We start from the raw sequence: 16,999 nt of genomic DNA, 5'->3' as shown, positions 1-16,999 counted from the left end.
TCAAGGAAATCCATGAGCTTCATGGCAGCGGATAGCCGCGTTCTGCAGTCTTCCCGATCCGCGCCCGCGGAGGCCCTGGCATGCGCCTGAAGTGCATCAAGCTGGCGGGCTTCAAGTCCTTCGTCGACCCCACCACGGTCAACTTCCCCAGCAATATGGCGGCGGTGGTCGGGCCCAACGGCTGCGGCAAGTCCAACATCATCGACGCCGTGCGCTGGGTGATGGGCGAGAGCTCGGCGAAGAACCTGCGCGGCGAGTCGATGACCGATGTCATCTTCAACGGCTCCAACACCCGCAAGCCGGTGACTCAGGCCTCCATCGAGCTGATCTTCGACAACTCCGACGGCAGCCTGGTCGGCGAGTACGCCGCCTTCGCCGAGATTTCCATCCGCCGCCGGGTGACCCGCGACTCGCAGAACACCTATTTCCTCAACGGCACCAAGTGCCGCCGGCGCGATATCACTGACATCTTCCTCGGTACCGGCCTGGGCCCGCGCAGCTACTCGATCATCGAGCAGGGCATGATCTCCAAGCTGATCGAGGCGAAACCCGAGGATCTGCGGAATTTCATCGAGGAAGCCGCCGGCATCTCCAAGTACAAGGAGCGCCGCCGCGAGACCGAGAGCCGCATCCGCCGTACCCAGGAAAACCTGGCGCGCCTGACCGACCTTCGCGAAGAACTGGAGCGCCAGCTCGAACGCCTGCACCGCCAGGCCCAGGCCGCTGAGAAGTATCAGGAATACAAGGCCGAGGAGCGACAGCTCAAGGCCCAGCTGTCGGCCCTGCGCTGGCAGGCGCTGAACCTGCAGGTGGGCAGTCGCGAGCAGGTGATCGGCGATCAGGAAGTGGCCTACGAGGCCCTGGTGGCCGAGCAGCGCAGCGCCGACGCCAGCATCGAGCGTCTGCGCGACGGCCACCACGAGCTGTCCGAACGCTTCAACCAGGTGCAGGCACGCTTCTACTCAGTGGGCGGTGATATCGCCCGTGTCGAGCAGAGCATCCAGCACGGCCAGCAGCGCCTGCGCCAGCTGCAGGACGATCTCAACGAGGCCGAGCGCGCGCGCCTGGAAACCGAGTCGCACCTGGGCCACGACCGCACCCTGCTGGCCACCCTGGGTGAAGAGCTGGCCATGCTCGAACCCGAGCAGGAACTGACCAGCGCCGCCGCCGAGGAGTCCGCCGCCGCCCTGGAGGAGGCCGAAGGAGCCATGCACGGCTGGCAGGAGCAGTGGGAGAGTTTCAACCAGCGCAGCGCCGAGCCGCGCCGCCAGGCCGAAGTGCAGCAATCGCGCATCGCCCAGCTGGAACAGAGCCTGGAGCGCCTGGTGGAGCGTCAGCGCCGCCTCAGCGATGAGCTGATGCAGCTGGCCGCCGATCCCGAAGACGCCGCCATACTCGAACTGGCCGAGCAGCTGGCCGTCAGCGACATGCAGCTGGAAGAGCTGCACGCCGCCGAAGCAGGCCAGGCCGAGCGCCTCGAGCAGCTGCGTGGCGAACTGCAGCAGGCCAGCCAGGCCCAGCAACAGGCCCAAGGCGAATTGCAGCGGCTGAACGGCCGCCTCGCTTCGCTGGAGGCGCTGCAGCAGGCCGCGCTGAATCCCGGCAAGGGCGCCGCCGAGTGGCTGCGTGAACAGCAGCTGAGCAATCGCCCGCGCCTGGCCGAAGGCCTGCGTGTGGAAAGCGGTTGGGAACTGGCCGTGGAGACGGTGCTGGGCGCCGATCTGCAGGCCGTGCTGTTGGACGATTTCAATGGCTTGAACCTGAGCGGCTTCGATCAGGGCGAGCTGCGCCTGATCAATCCGCAGCCCGGTGGCAGTCGCATCGCCGGCAGCCTGCTGGACAAGGTCGAGGCGAATATCGACCTGGCGCCCTGGCTGGGCAAGGTACGCCCGGTGGAGAACCTGGATCAGGCCCTGGCCCAGCGCCTGCAGCTGGGCGATGGCGAGTCGCTGATCAGCCGCGACGGTTACTGGGTCGGCCGGCAGTTCCTGCGTGTGCGGCGTGCCAGCGAGGCGGAGAGCGGCGTGCTGGCACGCGGCCAGGAGCTGGAACGGCTGCAGGCCGAGCGTGACGAGCGCGAGGCGGCCCTGGCCGATCTCGAGGAGAACCTACAGCGCCTGCAGGCCGCACAGCGCCAGCAGGAAGAGGCGCGCGAACAGCAGCGTCGCCTGGTGCAGGACGAAGCGCGTCGCCAGGGCGAGCTGAAGGCCAAACTCTCCGCCGGCCAGGCCAAGGCCGAGCAGCTGGCGCTGCGTCGCCGCCGTCTGGAGGAAGAGCAGGGTGAGGCCGCCGAGCAGCGCGAGCTGGAGCAGGAACAGCTGGGCGAGTCACGCCTGGTCCTGCAGGACGCGCTGGACGCCATGGCCATCGACACCGAACAGCGCGAGCAACTGCTGGCCAGCCGCGACCAGCTGCGCGAGCGCCTCGACCGGGTGCGCCAGGAGGCACGCCAGCACAAGGATCACGCCCATCAGCTGGCCGTGCGCCTGGGTTCGATCAAGGCTCAGCACGAATCTACGCGCCAGGCCCTGGAGCGCCTGGAACTGCAGTTCGAGCGTGCCATCGAGCGCCGCGAGCAGCTCAACCTCAATCTGGAGGAGGGCGCCGCGCCGCTGGAAGAGCTGCGCATGAAGCTCGAAGAGTTGCTGGAAAGACGGATGGGCGTGGAGGACGAGCTCAAGCTCGCCCGCCTGGCCCTGGAAGATGCCGACCGCGAGCTGCGCGATGCCGAGAAGCGCCGCGGCCAGGCAGAGCAGCAGGCGCAACTGCTGCGTGGCCAACTGGAACAGCAACGCATGGACTGGCAGGGCCTGAACATTCGGCGCAAGGCGCTGCAGGATCAGTTGCTGGAAGACGGCTATGACCTGCACGGGGTACTCGCCACGCTGCCCGCCGAGGCCAGCGAGGCGGCCTGGGACCAGCAGCTGGAGCAGCTGGCGGGGCGTATCGCTCGCCTGGGCGCGATTAACCTGGCGGCCATCGACGAATACCAGCAGCAGTCCGAGCGCAAGCGCTACCTGGATGCGCAGAACGCCGACCTGGTGGAGGCGCTGGAGACCCTGGAGAACGTTATCCGCAAGATCGACAAGGAGACCCGCAACCGCTTCAAGGAGACCTTCGATCAGATCAACTCCGGCCTACAGGCGCTGTTCCCCAAGGTGTTCGGCGGCGGCCATGCCTACCTGGAACTGACTGGCGAGGACCTGCTGGATACCGGGGTGGCGATCATGGCGCGCCCGCCGGGCAAGAAGAACAGCACCATCCACTTGTTGTCCGGCGGCGAGAAGGCGCTGACGGCCCTGGCCCTGGTGTTCGCCATCTTCAAGTTGAACCCGGCGCCGTTCTGCATGCTCGATGAAGTGGATGCGCCGCTCGATGACGCCAACGTCGGCCGCTATGCGCGGCTGGTCAAGGAAATGTCGGAGACAGTGCAGTTCATCTATATCACCCACAACAAGATCGCCATGGAAATGGCCGATCAGCTGATGGGGGTGACCATGCACGAGCCGGGTTGCTCGCGCCTGGTGGCCGTGGACGTCGAGGAGGCTATGACGCTGGTAGAGGCCTGAAGCAGGGCAGCAAACGCGGCAAAATGCCTTGCGACGGTGCACATTTACCGTTCGTCGTGCTAGCTTAGGCTCCACTTTTGTTACGCGCGAAAAATACCTGTAGAAACATACAGTTGTTCGCGTTCCAAAGGGGCAGGAAGCCCTTATTTTCATTACATTTTCATCGTTCAGGGGCTTAGGAGTTTCATGGAGCTGCGCTATTGGCTGATCGTCGTTGGTGTCATCGTCATCGTCGGCATTCTGTTTGATGGCTGGCGTCGGATGCGGGGCGGCAGTGGCAAGTTGAAGTTCAAGCTGGACCACAGTTTCAGCAACCTGCCGGACGACGATGCCGATCCCGACCTGCTCGGTCCGGCACGGGTCATCGATCGCAAGCGCGAGCCCGAATTCAACGAGGCGGATATGCCCACCGTCAGCGCCAGCGAGCTCAATCGCAAGCGCAACCTCGAACCCAAACAGGGCGATCTGGGGCTGGACGCCGACGAGCCGGTACCGACCCTGCTGATCCCGGTCGAGGATGACGATGAGCTGCCTGCCCAGGCCCGCGAGGCGCTGCCGGTGGAAGAAGTGCTGGTGATCAACGTGATCGCCCGCGATGCCGATGGCTTCAAGGGCCCGGCGCTGCTGCAGAACATCCTGGAGAGTGGCCTGCGCTTCGGCGAGATGGACATCTTCCATCGCCACGAGAGCATGGCCGGCAACGGCGAGGTGCTGTTCTCCATGGCCAACGGCGTCAAGCCGGGCACCTTCGATCTGGACGACTTCGAGCTGTTCTACACCCCGGCGGTGAGCTTCTTCCTCGGCCTGCCGGGCCCGCGCCATCCGAAGCAGGCCTTCGACGTTATGATCGCCGCCGCGCGCAAGCTGGCCCACGAGCTGAACGGCGAGCTGAAGGACGATCAGCGCAGCGTGATGACCGCGCAGACCATCGAGCACTACCGTCAACGTATAGTCGAGTTCGAGCGCAAGAAGCAGCTCGCCGGCAAGCGCTGACAGCTTCACCGCATGCAATCCCAAGAGCAGCCTAGGCTGCTCTTGTCGTTTTCAAGGACACACGCACCATGACCGACGCCGATCAACGCATTGCCGACCTCCGTGCCGAACTGGACGAGCACAACTACCGCTACTACGTGCTGGACGAGCCGAGCGTGCCAGACGCCGAGTACGACCGCCTGTTCCGCGAGCTGCAGGCCCTGGAGGCGGAGCATCCCGAACTGGTGACACCGGAGTCACCGACCCAGCGCGTAGGGGGCGAGGCGCTGAGCGCCTTCGGCGAGGTGCGCCACGAGGTGCCCATGCTCAGCCTGGGCAACGGTTTCGAGGAAGAGGACCTGCGTGCCTTCGATCGCAGCGTGCAGAACGGCCTCGGCGTTTCCGGCGGGGATCTGTTTGGCGGTGGCGCCGAGGTGGAATACAGCTGCGAGCCCAAGCTCGATGGCCTGGCCGTCAGCCTGCTGTACCGCGATGGCCAGTTGGTACGTGGTGCCACTCGTGGTGACGGCAGTACCGGTGAAGACATCAGCGCCAACGTGCGTACCATCCGCAACGTACCGCTGAAGCTCAAGGGCGAAGGTTGGCCGGCGCTGCTGGAAGTGCGCGGCGAGGTATACATGCCCAAGGCCGGCTTCGACGAGCTCAATGCGCGCCAGGCCGAGAGCGGCGGCAAGACCTTCGCCAACCCGCGTAACGCCGCCGCCGGCAGCCTGCGTCAGCTCGACCCGCGCATCACCGCCAGCCGCCCGCTGGAGTTCTGCTGCTACGGTGTCGGCCAGGTCAGTGGCGAGCTGCCGGCCACCCAGGTCGGCATGCTGCAACAGCTCAAGGCTTGGGGCGTGCCGATCAGCCGGGAGCTGAAGCTGGCAAAGGGCGTGGAAGCCTGCCTGGACTACTACCGCGATATCGGCGAGCGGCGCATGGGCCTGGCCTATGACATCGACGGCGTAGTGTTCAAGGTCAACAACATCGAGGACCAGCAGCAGCTGGGCTTTCGTGCGCGTACCCCACACTGGGCGCTGGCCCACAAGTTCCCGGCCCAGGAAGAGCTCACCGAGCTGCTGGATGTAGAGTTCCAGGTCGGCCGCACCGGCGCCGTCACGCCGGTGGCGCGGCTCAAGCCGGTCAAGGTGGCCGGCGTCACCGTGGCCAACGCCACGCTGCACAACATGGACGAAGTGGCGCGCCTGGGCCTGATGATCGGCGATACAGTGATCATCCGCCGCGCCGGTGACGTGATTCCCCAGGTGATGCAGGTGGTGGCCGAGCGCCGTCCCGCCGATGCGCGTCCGGTGCATGTGCCGGAGCAGTGCCCGGTGTGCGGCTCCGCGGTTGAGCGCACCCAACTGGTCAAGCGCGCCAAGGGCAAGCAAACCACCAGCGAAGGCTCGGTCTACCGCTGCGTCGGCCGCCTGGCCTGCGGCGCCCAGCTGAAGCAGGCGATCATCCATTTCGCTTCGCGCCGCGCCCTGGATATCGAGGGCCTGGGCGACAAGATCGTCGAGCAACTGGTGGATACCGGACTGGTGGCTTCGCCAGCGGACCTGTTCACCCTGACGTACGAGCAGGTGGTGGCGCTGGAAGGCTTCGCCGATCTGTCGACCCGCAACCTGCTGGCGGCGATCAAGGCCAGCGCCAAGCCGACCCTGGCACGCTTCATCTATGCCCTGGGCATCCCGGATGTGGGCGAGGAAACCGCCAAGCTGCTGGCTCGCGCCCTTGGCTCCCTGGCGCGCATCCGCGTGGCGCTGCCGGAAGTGCTGACCTACCTGCCGGACGTCGGCTTGGAAGTGGCTTTCGAGATCCACAATTTCTTCGGCGACTCGCACAACCTCAAGGTCATCGACGACCTGCTGGCCCGCGGCGTCGAGCTGCAGGAGGAGGGCGAGCTCAGTGCCGAATTCGCCGCCTGCGCGACCCTGTCAGGCTTTATCGACAAACTCAACATCCCCTTCATCGCCGCTACTGGTGCCGAGAAACTGGCGGCCAAATTCGGCAGCCTGGAGGGGGTGATCAAGGCCGATTGGCTGGATCTGCGCCAGGTCGAGCGTCTCAACGAGAAGGCCGCCAAGTCCCTGCGCGACTTCTTCGATGTGCCGGCCAACGCCGAGCGCGCTGCGCGCATCGAGGAGCAGCTGCGTGACTTCGGTATGCACTGGGAAAGCGAGAAGAAGGTGGTCGAGGGCTTGCCGCTGGCGGGGCAGACCTGGGTGCTCACCGGCACGCTGGAGACCATGAGCCGCGATGTCGGCAAGGACAAACTGGAAGGCCTGGGCGCCAAGGTGGCGGGATCGGTATCGGCCAAGACCCACTGCGTGGTGGCCGGACCGGGAGCCGGCTCAAAGTTGGCGAAGGCCAGTGAACTGGGCGTGAAGGTGATGGACGAAGCGGAGTTTCTGCAGCTGCTGGCCGGTTACGGGCTCTGAGCTAAGAGGCCCCGGCGAACGCCGGGGCCCTGACCATTACTGGCCGGTGACGTTGACGCAGGTCTTGCCGTAGAAGGGGTAGAAGCCCTTGGTGTGGTAGTCGGCGGTGGCAACGGTGGAGATGCTGCCGTTGGCCTTGGCGGCTTCGATGGAAGCGTCGCCCTTGTTGACCAGGCCGATGATGGTGGTGGCGCAGGAAGTGCCCTGCTTGCCGCCTTGGGCGGTGGTAGCGGTGATCGGGCCTTTAACGTCGGTGATCAGGCCTACACCTACCGGCGACAGACCGTTGGCGCAGCCGCTCAGCAGGGTGGCGAAAGCAGTGGCAGTCAGAATACGTTTGATCATGATGTAGCATCCTTGGCTTTTTAATACGACCCGGCCCAATACCGGGCTCGGGGCACCTTAACCAAGGACGTGTCGTGGAGCAAACGCGCTTGCCCGCAGCGTTGACTGGTTCAAATTCTGCGCATCTATTCAGGTATTTGCTAGCAATCCCAGGTTGCCATCGTGCAGCGAGGTGCCGGCGAGTCCGGGCAGCGGTGGGCGGCTGGCGTCTCGGTATTCGCTGGGAGTGCAGCCCAGGCACTGCTTGAAGGCTCGCGCGAAGTAGGACGGATCCTTGAAGCCGGCCTCGTAGCCAATGCTGGTGACCGGCATCTGGCTGTTGTTGAGCAACTCCTTGGCCAGGTCCATGCGCTTGCGCAGCACATATTCCATGAAGCCCAGGCCGTGTACTTCCTTGAACAGGCGGGAGAAGCGAAATGGCGTCATGCCACAGCGCTGGGCCAAGTCCTTCTGATCGATACCTTCGCGATAGTGCTGGTCGATGTAGGAAATGGCCTTCTGCAGGGCATGGTGCTTCTGATGTTCCTTGGTCAGGCGAATGCTGTCCGGCAGGCTGCCGCAGTGCTCGACCTGCGGCTTCTTGGCATGGATGTCTTCCTGCCAACGCAACTGGCAGAGGTGCTCCAGCGATTGCAGGTAGCGGCTCTTCTCCTGGTTGCCCAGTGGCAGTACCAGATACTCCCAGACCCCTGAGCGCATGGCCCAGACGGCCAGTTCCTCGGAGTGCTGCACGGTGAACATGGTGATGGGAATAGAAGGTGCGGTGCGCTTGACCTCCAGAACCAGATTCAACCCGAGGACATCGGGGCGGTCAAAGTGCATGCAGATCATGTCCGGCTGCTGGGCCTCGCGCGCTGGCAATCCGGATTCCTTGGCCAGCCGACAATCGCAGGTCAGACGGAACTGCTCCATGAGCTCCTCGGTGGAGCGGTCATGGGTCAGGTCCAGCCAAAGCAGCACTGGCTTGCGCTGGTTGTTGTTAGTGGCCGAGTTAGACTTCATTCACTTAGCTCTGCACATTTTTCTGGCTCCCCAATGTGAGGAGTATTGTCAATGTGCCATCAGTACAAATACGGAATCGAAATATCGCCGGCACGCTTAGTTCTGTTGCGTTTTATGAGATGTAAGTAGCTGAATTTACGGGCTTTCTATTTTAAAAACTGACCATTTCTCGAGGCGTCCTCGCGCTCCGCTTGTCGCTTGCGAATCGTTTACAGAACCGTCCCAAGAGAGGTTCCGCTTGTTCGCCTGTGTCGACTTTTCACAGAGCGTAGCCGGGATGCAAAAAAGTCCTAGCGATGCGCAAAAAACTCCTAACTGCAAAATTCTGCCTCCACTAGCGTGAACCTCAGCGGGGTTGAGAGGCCCGGCTTCCAACACGCAACTTTCGAGTGAGGTGAACAAAATGAAACTTGCAGCTATCAAGGCTTCGATCATGAAGTTCGTCCGGGACGAGAATGGCCTGACCATCGTTGAGTACGCTGTGGCAGGCGGCTTGGTGACTGTCGGTGTGGTAGCCGCCTTCGTGACTTTGGGTGGCAACGTCAACACCGAGATCACCTGCCTGCATCAGGCCGTGGCTGGCGCTGCCGGCGCCGGTTGCTGATCCGCGAACAGTCGGCCGCGAGGGTGCCGCCATGTCCATGGAGCAGCTGCTGGTGGTGTTTTGCCTGCTGGGGCTGCTGGGGGCTGCGGTGGCGATCGATGTGCATCGCCACCGCATTCCCAACTACCTGCTGCTGACTGGTCTACTGCTGGGAATCCTTACCCGCGCCTACGCTGGCGGCTGGAGTGGCCTGGCCGAAGGTGGGCTGGGGCTGCTGACCGGCTTCGCGCTGTTTCTGCCCATGTATCTGCTGGGCGGCATGGCCGCCGGTGATGTGAAGCTGATGGGGGTCACGGGCTTCTTTCTCGATCCATACAGCGCCATGTGGGCGGCGTTCGTCAGCGTCATCGCCGGCAGCCTCATCGGCCTTGCGATGATCGTGCTTTGCGGGCAGTTGGGCAGAACCGTGGCGCGATATCTGCTCATGACTCGTGCACGTACCTACCTGGCGCCAGAGCCTGGAGATATTTCCGCGCAGGCTTTCCCGTATTCCATCGCCATTCTGGTCGGCTCTCTGGCCAGCCTGTACTGGTTCCACCTGGTCAGGTAGGAGGCTTCATGTACGCGATCAGCGACAGCGGGCACTACCCCAGTGAGCGCGAGGCGGTGCAGAAACTGGCACCGCAGCCGAAGTGCATTCGCGATACCGGCCTCAACGAGAATTTCCTCGGCGACCTGCTGTGCAAACATCTGCACGATGCTGGAGTGCTGGATCTGCCCAGACTGGTCGAGCGTCTGGCCCTGACCGGCGCGGTTCTGGAAGAGGTGTTGCAGTTTCTGCGGCGTCAGGGGCGCATCGAAGTGCTCGGGCAGAGCGGTGGGCAGGCACTGCGCTATGGGCTGACGGATCGTGGGCGCATCTCCGCGCGCGATGCACTGGAGCGCAGCGGCTATATCGGCGCCGCGCCATTTCCGGTAAGCGCCTATCGCTCCCTGCTCAAGGTGCAGACCATCCACCACGGCAATATCACAGCGCGCGACATGCGCAGCGCCTTCAGTGGCGTGGTCTTAACCGACGGCATGCTCGACCAGCTCGGCGTGGCCATGAATTCCGGCCGCGCCATCATGATCTACGGCCCGGCGGGTACCGGTAAAACCTACATCAGCACGCGCCTGATCCGTCTGTTCGCCGAGGCCATCTGGGTGCCCTACGCCATCGCTATCAACGAGTCGGTGGTGGAGGTCTTTGACCCCCAGGTGCACCAGAGCCTGGAAGATGCCCAACCGAATCCGCTGATGCTCGACGAGGGCATCGATCGCCGCCTGCTGTGCTGCAAACGGCCGATCGTGATTACTGGCGGCGAGCTGAGCATGGAACAGCTGGACATCCGCTACGACCCCTACAGTCGCCAGTACCAGGCGCCGTTGCAGCTGAAGGCCAGCAACGGCCTGTTCATCATCGACGACATGGGCCGCCAGCGCATGGCGCCGGTCGAACTGCTCAACCGTTGGATAGTGCCGATGGAGGAGAAGCGTGATTTCCTCAACCTCGGCGGTGGCCGTCACTGTGAACTGCCGTTCGACCTGATTCTGGTGTTCTCCACCAACCTCAATCCGCTGGAGCTGGCCGACGAGGCCTTCCTGCGCCGTATCGGCTACAAGCTGCATTTCAACTATCTCAGGCCCGAGGACTACGAACGCATCTGGCACCAGGAATGCGATCGCCTCGGATTGGCGTTCGACCCCGTCTTGCTGCGTTACGTGTTGCAAGGGCTGTACGAGGCCGAGGGCATGCCGCTGGTGCCCTGTCACCCACGCGATCTGCTGAGCATGGCCCTCGATCGTCAACGCTATCTCGACGGTTCCGGTCCCCTTTCGCCCCGTGAGCTGGAATGGGCCTGGCGCAATTACTTCGTGCAGCTGGATTTTCTCGGTTGAGGAGGCGCAGACATGAGCTCCCGTACTCTCTCTCTGGTGGTTCTTTCCCTTGTGCTCGGCTTGGGCGCTGCCTGGATGGCCAACAACTGGCTGAGCGGGCGACTCAACGCCAGGCCCGACGACAACATGCAAAGCGTCATGGTGGCAGCGGTGGAGATTCCTTTCGGCACCATGGTCGAGACTCAGCACGTCGTGCAGGTGCGCATGCCCAAAGGCACGGTCCCCGATGACTCTTTCGATTCTGCGGAGAAGGTGGTGGGCAAGATCGCCACGTTTTCCATGCTGCGTGGCGACATCCTCCGTGCTGCGCGGGTTGCCGAGCACCTTGGCGGCAGCACCCTGGCGTCGTTGATTGACACCAGCAAGCGCGCCGTCTCGGTGCGGGTCGACGATGTGGTGGGCGTCGCCGGTTTCCTTCTGCCGGGTAACCGGGTCGACGTGCTGGCCACCAAGCGCGTGGGCAACAGCAACAATGACGCCGAATCCAAGACCATCCTCGAAGACCTGCGGGTACTCGCCGTCGACCAGACCGCCAGCACCGACAAGACACAGCCGGTGGTGGTGCGAGCGGTGACCCTGGAGATGACCTCCGAGGAGGCCGAGGTGCTGGTCAAGGCGCAGACCGAAGGACGGCTGCAGCTGGCGCTGCGCAACCCCCTGGATAACCAGAAGAAGCCGGAGCCTGCACCCGTGGCCCAGCCGGCGCCCGTGGTCGAGCCACCGAAGCCAGTGGCCAAGCCGGTAGTGAGGCGCAGCAATGGTGGTGCCGGGGTGACCATCATCCGTGGCACCGAAGTGAACGTGGCGAAGGTACAGCTCTAGTCCACATCAACCTGTCGTTCCCTACGGGCCGGCAAGGAGCGCGACATGCAAAGCATTCGAGTGATGGGAGCAATACTGGCCGTGGCCGCCTGCCTGTGGCAGCCGGTCGGTGTGCTGGCCGAGCCGCAGCCCGCGGTGAGCGTGATGCCGGCCGCCAACAGCGGTGGTATCCAGGTGCCCATCTACAAGTCGCGGGTGCTAAGCACGCGAGCGGCGGTCAAGCGCATCTCGGTGGGCAATCCCGAGATCGCAGACATCCTTATCACTAGCCCGACCCAGCTCTATCTGCTCGGGCGGTCACTAGGCAGCACCAACATGCTGCTGTGGGATGGCAACAACAAGCTCATCGACAGTCTCGACCTGGAAGTGGTGCATGACCTCAGCGGCCTGAAGGGCAAGCTGTATCAGCTGCTGCCCAACGAGAAGATCGAGGTATTCAGTGCCCAGGGCTCCCTGGTGCTGCGTGGCCAGGTCGGCAGCGCCGCCGCCATGGATACCGCCATCAAGGTAGCCAAGTCCTACGCCGCGCAGACCGCGAGCATCGTCCAGGGCGAAGGCGAGGCCGCCAAGGCCAAGGCCACCGAGTCGCTGGAGGTGATCAATCTGCTGACGGTCGGTGGCAGCCAGCAGGTGATGCTGGAGGTCAAGGTCGCCGAGATGCAGCGCAACCTGGTCAAACGTCTGGGCGTGCGCTTCCTGGCGATCGGCAGCGCCGGCAACTGGGACCTGGGTGGCTTCAACAATGGTTCCGCGCTGACCGAGGATGGCTTGCTGAGCAACGGCAAGGGGCTGCTGGCGCAGTTCGCCTCCGGAAGCTTCCTCTTCGACATGGTGCTGGAGGCAGCCAAGGATGATGGCTCGGCCAAGGTGCTGGCCGAGCCGACCCTGGTCACCCTGACCGGGCAGGAAGCCGAGTTCATTTCCGGTGGCGAGTTTCCCATCCCGATCACCGAGGACGATGGCATCACCATCGAGTACAAGGAGTTCGGCGTGGGAGTGCGCTTCCTGCCGGTGGTGCTGGATGCCGGGCGCATCAATCTCAACCTGAATGTCGAGGTCAGTGAGATCTCCAACGTCAACTCACTGTTGCTCGACAGCGGAGTGGACAGCGTGCTCGGCGACGGTGTTGCCCAGTTCATTCCGTCGCTGACCAAGCGCAGTGCCCAGTCCACCGTGGAGCTGGCGGACGGTCAGACGATCGCTATCGCCGGCCTGATCAACGAGACCACCCGCGACTTCGTCAGCCGCTTCCCCGGGCTGGGCGACATCGCGGTGATCGGCCATCTGTTCCGCAGCCAGGAATTCATCAAGGGCGAGACCGAGTTGGTCATTCTGGTTACTCCGCATATCGCCAAGCCGGTGGATGCCAAGCTGGTGCGCCTGCCTACGGAGAAGTTCGTCGAGCCCGGCGACATGGATTTCTACCTGTTGGGCAAGACCAAGAGCGACCACCCTGGGCGCAGTGTGCCGGTCAGTCTCGGCGTGACCGGCAGCACCTTTGGTCACGACCTCAAGTGAAGGAGGCAAGACGATGAAAGCACTAGTCCTGTCCGTCTTGCTCGCCAGCGTGGCTGGCTGCATGACATACAACGAGGGGCGCGTCGGCACTCTCGGGCAAAGCGTCTACGCCACCCACTACGAGCAGATCGCCAACAAGGAGGTCGCTGCCAACCCTGGCACGGAGGTATCGCCGAGCGGTACCGACGGCCCGCTGGTGGAGAAGGTCATGGATGGCTATCGCGGCAAGACCGGCGACGCCCAGCAGGTGAAGCAGCCGATCCAGATCAACATCCAGTAGGAGCGGACACGTCATGGCCACCCGCTTAGCGCATAGCACCAGGGCGCTGCCACAACGGCAGCGGGGCGCCGTGATCGTGCTGATCGTCATCGCCATGCTGTCGATGCTGTTGATGGCCGCCTTGGCTCTGGATGGCAGCCACATGCTGGTTAACAAGACCCGCCTGCAGAATGCGGTCGATGCGGCGGCGCTGAGTGGTGCCAAGACCCTTCATCAGGTGATGGGTACGCTCAATGCCTCAACGCTTAGCCGCGATGCGGCGCTGCAAACCCTCAACCTGAACGCCGCGGCTACCGGCAATGCCGAACTGGCTACTGCCATTGCCGGCAATGTAGCCGGATTCGCCGTGGTGGAGCTCTCCGCCAGCGTCTACGGACCGTTTTCCTTCCCCGGGCCGAGCGATGCGCGCTATGTGCGAGTCTCGGTGCCGGACTATCCCCTGGCTGGCTTCTTCTGGAACGTGGTACAGGTATTCGGCGACGGCACCACGCCAGACAAATCAGTAGCTGCCGTGGCCACTGCCGGCCCCAGCCCGACCAGTCCTTGTGACCTGGCGCCGGTGATGGTCTGTGGCGAGTCGGTGCCCAACACCTTCTTTGGCTACAGCTTTGGCGATCTCGAGGTCTTGAAATCGGCCAGCAACAACAGCTCGGGCATCGGGCCGGGCAACTTCCAGCTGCTCGATTTCGGCTCGGGTGGCAGCACCGTGCGTGAGCTCATGGCCGGTGGCGGCACCATCTGCCCGCTGGTGGGTGACGATGTACAGACCAAACCGGGTAATACCGTCGGCCCGTCCATACAGGGGCTAAACACCCGCTTCGGCGAGTACAGCGGCGGCATGAGCGGCAGTGAGTACCCGCCGGATCTGGTGACCAACTACACCCAGGTGGGTAACCAGGGAGCGCTCAGCCTGAGCGATAGCGGCAGCATCGTTTACGGCAAGAGCAACGGCAAGAGTGGTGACACGGAGGCGGTGTCGGCGGATGCCGATGGCAACATCACGACTGCCAGCGGTGTCGCGGTGTTCGATTACAACGACTGGCAGCAGCGCTCCGCCGAATGCATCTCTGGCAGCGGTAGCGGATGCCAGAGCAATGGTGTGTTCCAGCGCCGCATCCTGCGCGTGGTGGTCGGCCAATGTACCGGTACCGACGGCGGCACTGCCCAGGTTCCGGTCCTCGGTTTCGGTTGCTTCTTCGTGCTGCAACCGGCCAGCCAGAAGGGCAACGAGTCGCAGATATTTGGCCAGTTCGTCGAGGAGTGCGAAGGCGACAACGTACCGGGGCCTGATCCTGCCAGTGATCAGGGGCCGCAGATCATCCAGCTGTACAAGTCCTACATCGACAACAACCGCACGCCGAGTTCGGACTCCTAGGAGGCGATCATGGCCAGCATCAACGAGCGAAATGGGCAGCGCGGGGTGGCGATGGTCGAATTCGCCATCGCGCTGCCCTTGTTGCTGCTGTTGCTGTTCGGAATTGCCGAGTTCGGGCGCATGTTGTTCCAGTACAACAGCCTGCTGCAGGCCGGTCGCGATGCCGGTCGTTACGCAGCCAGCGAGGCGTGGAACGCCACGCTCGGCAAGGTTGAGCTGAGCGGCGAGCTGCAGGCCAGGGTGAAGAACGTCGCGGTGTACGGTGTGCCCTCGGCGCAGACCGGCTCCGCCGTCACGGTGCCGGGGCTGACCACCGACCAGGTGCAGGTCTCGGCTCTCGGCGCCGAGCATGTCGTTGTCAGCATCAGTTACACCTTCCAGCCGGTGATAGGGACGGTGCTGCCGAGCTTCACCGGCGATTCGGTGCCGCTCAATGTGCTGCTTACCTCCAGCGTCGTGATGAGGGCCCTGTGATGAGGCAGCAGATGCAGGGAGTCTATGTGGTCGAATTCGCCATCATCGGGCTGCTGCTGTTCATCCTGTTGTTCGGGGTGATCGAAATGGGTCGCCTGTATTTCACCGTCAATACCCTCAACGAGACGGTACGCCGTGGTGCCAGGCTGGCGTCGGTCTGCGACATCAGCGATCCACGCATCCTGCGTCGGGCCATCTTCAACGCGGCCGAGGATGCCGGTGCCAGCAGCCTGATAGGCAACCTGGAAACCGCCGACCTGACCCTGGTCTACCTTGATGGCACCGGCTCGGTGGTGGCTGCACCCTCCGATACCACTGGCGCCAACGGCTTCCGCGCCATCCGCTATGTACAGCTGCGGGTGGAGAATTTCACGTTCGACCTGATGATCCCCGTGCTTGGCCAGCAGATCACTTTGCCCACTTTCCGGGCGACGTTGCCGCGAGAAAGCCTGGGCCGGCATGCCGAGGAAGGGGTGGTTCCGGAGATCACGCCATGCTGAAGCACAGAGACACTACACCGGCCACGGCAAGCCCGCGCTCGGGCCCCAGGCTGCTGATCAGCAGCCGCGATGCGCAGGCGCTGGCGCGTATGCAAGCCATCGGCTCTGAGGTGCCTGGTTTGCAGATCACGACGCGCTTGGTCAGCAATGGCCATACCGACCCGCTCTATGGATTGGAGGAGCTGCCCGACTTTCTCCTGCTCTGGGTCAGCCATCTGTGGCGCGATGAGCTGGAGGCATTGCTGCAGCGTCCGCTGCATGAGCGTCCCCCGCTGCTGGTGTGCGGCGCGCTGGATGAACGCGAGGGCATGCGCATGGCGATGCAGGCCGGAGCTCGCGATTTCCTGCCGGATTCGGTGGTGGACAGCGAACTGTTGGGCGCTCTGCAGCGCATGCTGCGGGAGAGTCACGCGTCCCCCGCGAGTGGCGGGCGGGTAGTGGCGGTGATGAATGCCAAGGGTGGCTCCGGCGCCACCATGCTGGCCTGCAATCTGGCGCATCAGCTCAGCGCCATGGGAGCCAACACGCTACTGCTGGATCTCGATCTGCAGTTCGGCAGCGTTGCCCACAGCCTGGACATACTGCCGACACACAGCCACGTGGAGGTGATGCAGCAGGTCGAGGACATGGACAGCGTTGCCCTGCGCGGCTTCTGCAGTCATTTTAGCCCCACGCTGCATGTGCTGGGAGGGCGTGCCGATGACCTGTGCTTGGCCCAGGACGTCCATCTGGAACATCTGGAGATGCTGCTGCAGCTGGCTCGTTCCAGCTACGACTGGGTCGTGGTGGACCTGCCGCGGCAGATCGACCACCTCACCGGTATCACCCTGGAGCAGGCCGATCACTGCTACATCCTGCTGCAGCAGAGCCTCAGCCATCTGAAGGACGCCAGCCGCCTGATCCAGATCCTGCGCAACGATCTGGGTGTGCATGGCAGCCGTCTGCATGTGGTGGTGAATCGCTACAACAAGTCGGCACCCATCACCCTGCAGGATATCGGCGAGGCACTGCGTTGTTCCGATCTGCAACGGCTGCCCAACGACTTCGCTGCGGTCAGCGAAAGCCAGAACAGTGGCGTGCCGCTCGAACTGCACGCGCCACGGGCGCCCATCACGCTGGCGTTGCGTTCCTTGAAACAAGAGCTGGCTGGCACCGAAGAGGTTGACCAGAGCCTGTTCAAACGCACTGTCAGTCGACTGTTCGGAGGGTGAGA

The 16,999-nt window shown here is 63.6% G+C and carries 15 protein-coding genes; 13 read left to right on the top strand and 2 right to left on the bottom strand.

Annotated features, from left to right (window positions below):
- The first annotated feature begins 80 nt into the window (after window positions 1–80).
- The 3 genes from smc (at window position 81) to ligA (ending at window position 6,988) form a co-directional block, all read left to right on the top strand.
- A complete protein-coding gene (gene smc / locus IB232_RS10540) occupies window positions 81–3,569 on the top strand; it encodes a chromosome segregation protein SMC (RefSeq protein ID WP_192398453.1) in 3,489 nt (1,162 codons plus the stop codon).
- A 186-nt stretch (window positions 3,570–3,755) separates the two neighbouring features.
- Entirely contained in the window at window positions 3,756–4,562 is an 807-nt protein-coding gene (zipA, locus tag IB232_RS10535) for a cell division protein ZipA (RefSeq protein ID WP_192398452.1), read from the top strand.
- A 68-nt stretch (window positions 4,563–4,630) separates the two neighbouring features.
- Window positions 4,631–6,988 (top strand): NAD-dependent DNA ligase LigA, encoded by a 2,358-nt coding sequence (ligA, locus tag IB232_RS10530; RefSeq protein ID WP_192398451.1) that lies wholly within the window; start codon window positions 4,631–4,633, stop codon window positions 6,986–6,988.
- Window positions 6,989–7,024: 36 nt separating this feature from the next.
- Here ligA and IB232_RS10525 read toward each other — a convergent pair whose 3' ends face one another.
- Both IB232_RS10525 and IB232_RS10520 read right to left on the bottom strand, forming a co-directional pair.
- A complete protein-coding gene (locus IB232_RS10525) occupies window positions 7,025–7,333 on the bottom strand; it encodes a TRL-like family protein (protein WP_192398449.1) in 309 nt (102 codons plus the stop codon).
- Between the two features lie 129 nt (window positions 7,334–7,462).
- Window positions 7,463–8,335 (bottom strand): response regulator transcription factor, encoded by an 873-nt coding sequence (locus tag IB232_RS10520; protein ID WP_192398448.1) that lies wholly within the window; start codon window positions 8,333–8,335, stop codon window positions 7,463–7,465.
- A gap of 403 nt (window positions 8,336–8,738) precedes the next feature.
- Here IB232_RS10520 and IB232_RS10515 point away from each other — a divergent pair, with 403 nt between their 5' ends.
- Genes IB232_RS10515 through IB232_RS10470 form a run of 10 tightly spaced genes read left to right on the top strand, consistent with a single transcriptional unit; the run spans window position 8,739 to window position 16,997 of the window.
- Window positions 8,739–8,939: a Flp family type IVb pilin gene (locus IB232_RS10515; protein WP_192398446.1), complete on the top strand. Its 201-nt coding sequence runs from the start codon at window positions 8,739–8,741 to the stop codon at window positions 8,937–8,939.
- 31 nt (window positions 8,940–8,970) lie between these two features.
- The gene (locus tag IB232_RS10510; protein ID WP_192398444.1) at window positions 8,971–9,489 is read left to right on the top strand and encodes a prepilin peptidase; all 519 of its coding nucleotides are present in this window, start codon (window positions 8,971–8,973) and stop codon (window positions 9,487–9,489) included.
- Between the two features lie 8 nt (window positions 9,490–9,497).
- Window positions 9,498–10,817 carry an AAA family ATPase gene (locus tag IB232_RS10505; RefSeq protein ID WP_192398442.1) on the top strand — a complete coding sequence of 440 codons (1,320 nt, stop codon included), beginning with the start codon at window positions 9,498–9,500 and terminating at the stop codon, window positions 10,815–10,817.
- Between the two features lie 12 nt (window positions 10,818–10,829).
- Window positions 10,830–11,639 carry a Flp pilus assembly protein CpaB gene (gene cpaB / locus IB232_RS10500; protein WP_192398440.1) on the top strand — a complete coding sequence of 270 codons (810 nt, stop codon included), beginning with the start codon at window positions 10,830–10,832 and terminating at the stop codon, window positions 11,637–11,639.
- Between the two features lie 45 nt (window positions 11,640–11,684).
- The gene (locus IB232_RS10495) at window positions 11,685–13,157 is read left to right on the top strand and encodes a type II and III secretion system protein family protein (protein ID WP_192398438.1); all 1,473 of its coding nucleotides are present in this window, start codon (window positions 11,685–11,687) and stop codon (window positions 13,155–13,157) included.
- Between the two features lie 13 nt (window positions 13,158–13,170).
- Window positions 13,171–13,437 (top strand): hypothetical protein, encoded by a 267-nt coding sequence (locus IB232_RS10490; RefSeq protein WP_192398436.1) that lies wholly within the window; start codon window positions 13,171–13,173, stop codon window positions 13,435–13,437.
- A 13-nt stretch (window positions 13,438–13,450) separates the two neighbouring features.
- Window positions 13,451–14,812 (top strand): TadE/TadG family type IV pilus assembly protein, encoded by a 1,362-nt coding sequence (locus IB232_RS10485; RefSeq protein WP_192398435.1) that lies wholly within the window; start codon window positions 13,451–13,453, stop codon window positions 14,810–14,812.
- 9 nt (window positions 14,813–14,821) lie between these two features.
- Window positions 14,822–15,286: a TadE/TadG family type IV pilus assembly protein gene (locus IB232_RS10480; protein WP_192398434.1), complete on the top strand. Its 465-nt coding sequence runs from the start codon at window positions 14,822–14,824 to the stop codon at window positions 15,284–15,286.
- Window positions 15,286–15,786, top strand: coding sequence for a TadE/TadG family type IV pilus assembly protein (locus tag IB232_RS10475; protein ID WP_412547723.1), 501 nt, complete (start codon window positions 15,286–15,288; stop codon window positions 15,784–15,786). The genes IB232_RS10480 and IB232_RS10475 overlap by 1 nt, the downstream gene beginning before the upstream one ends.
- Entirely contained in the window at window positions 15,780–16,997 is a 1,218-nt protein-coding gene (locus IB232_RS10470) for an AAA family ATPase (RefSeq protein WP_192398432.1), read from the top strand. The genes IB232_RS10475 and IB232_RS10470 overlap by 7 nt, the downstream gene beginning before the upstream one ends.
- The last annotated feature ends 2 nt before the right edge of the window (window positions 16,998–16,999 follow it).

The organism is Pseudomonas sp. PDM15 (genome assembly GCF_014851565.1).
Taxonomy (GTDB): Bacteria; Pseudomonadota; Gammaproteobacteria; order Pseudomonadales; family Pseudomonadaceae; genus Aquipseudomonas.
Note: the sequence above shows the minus strand (reverse complement) of the source record. Positions and strands in the feature narration are given on the sequence as shown.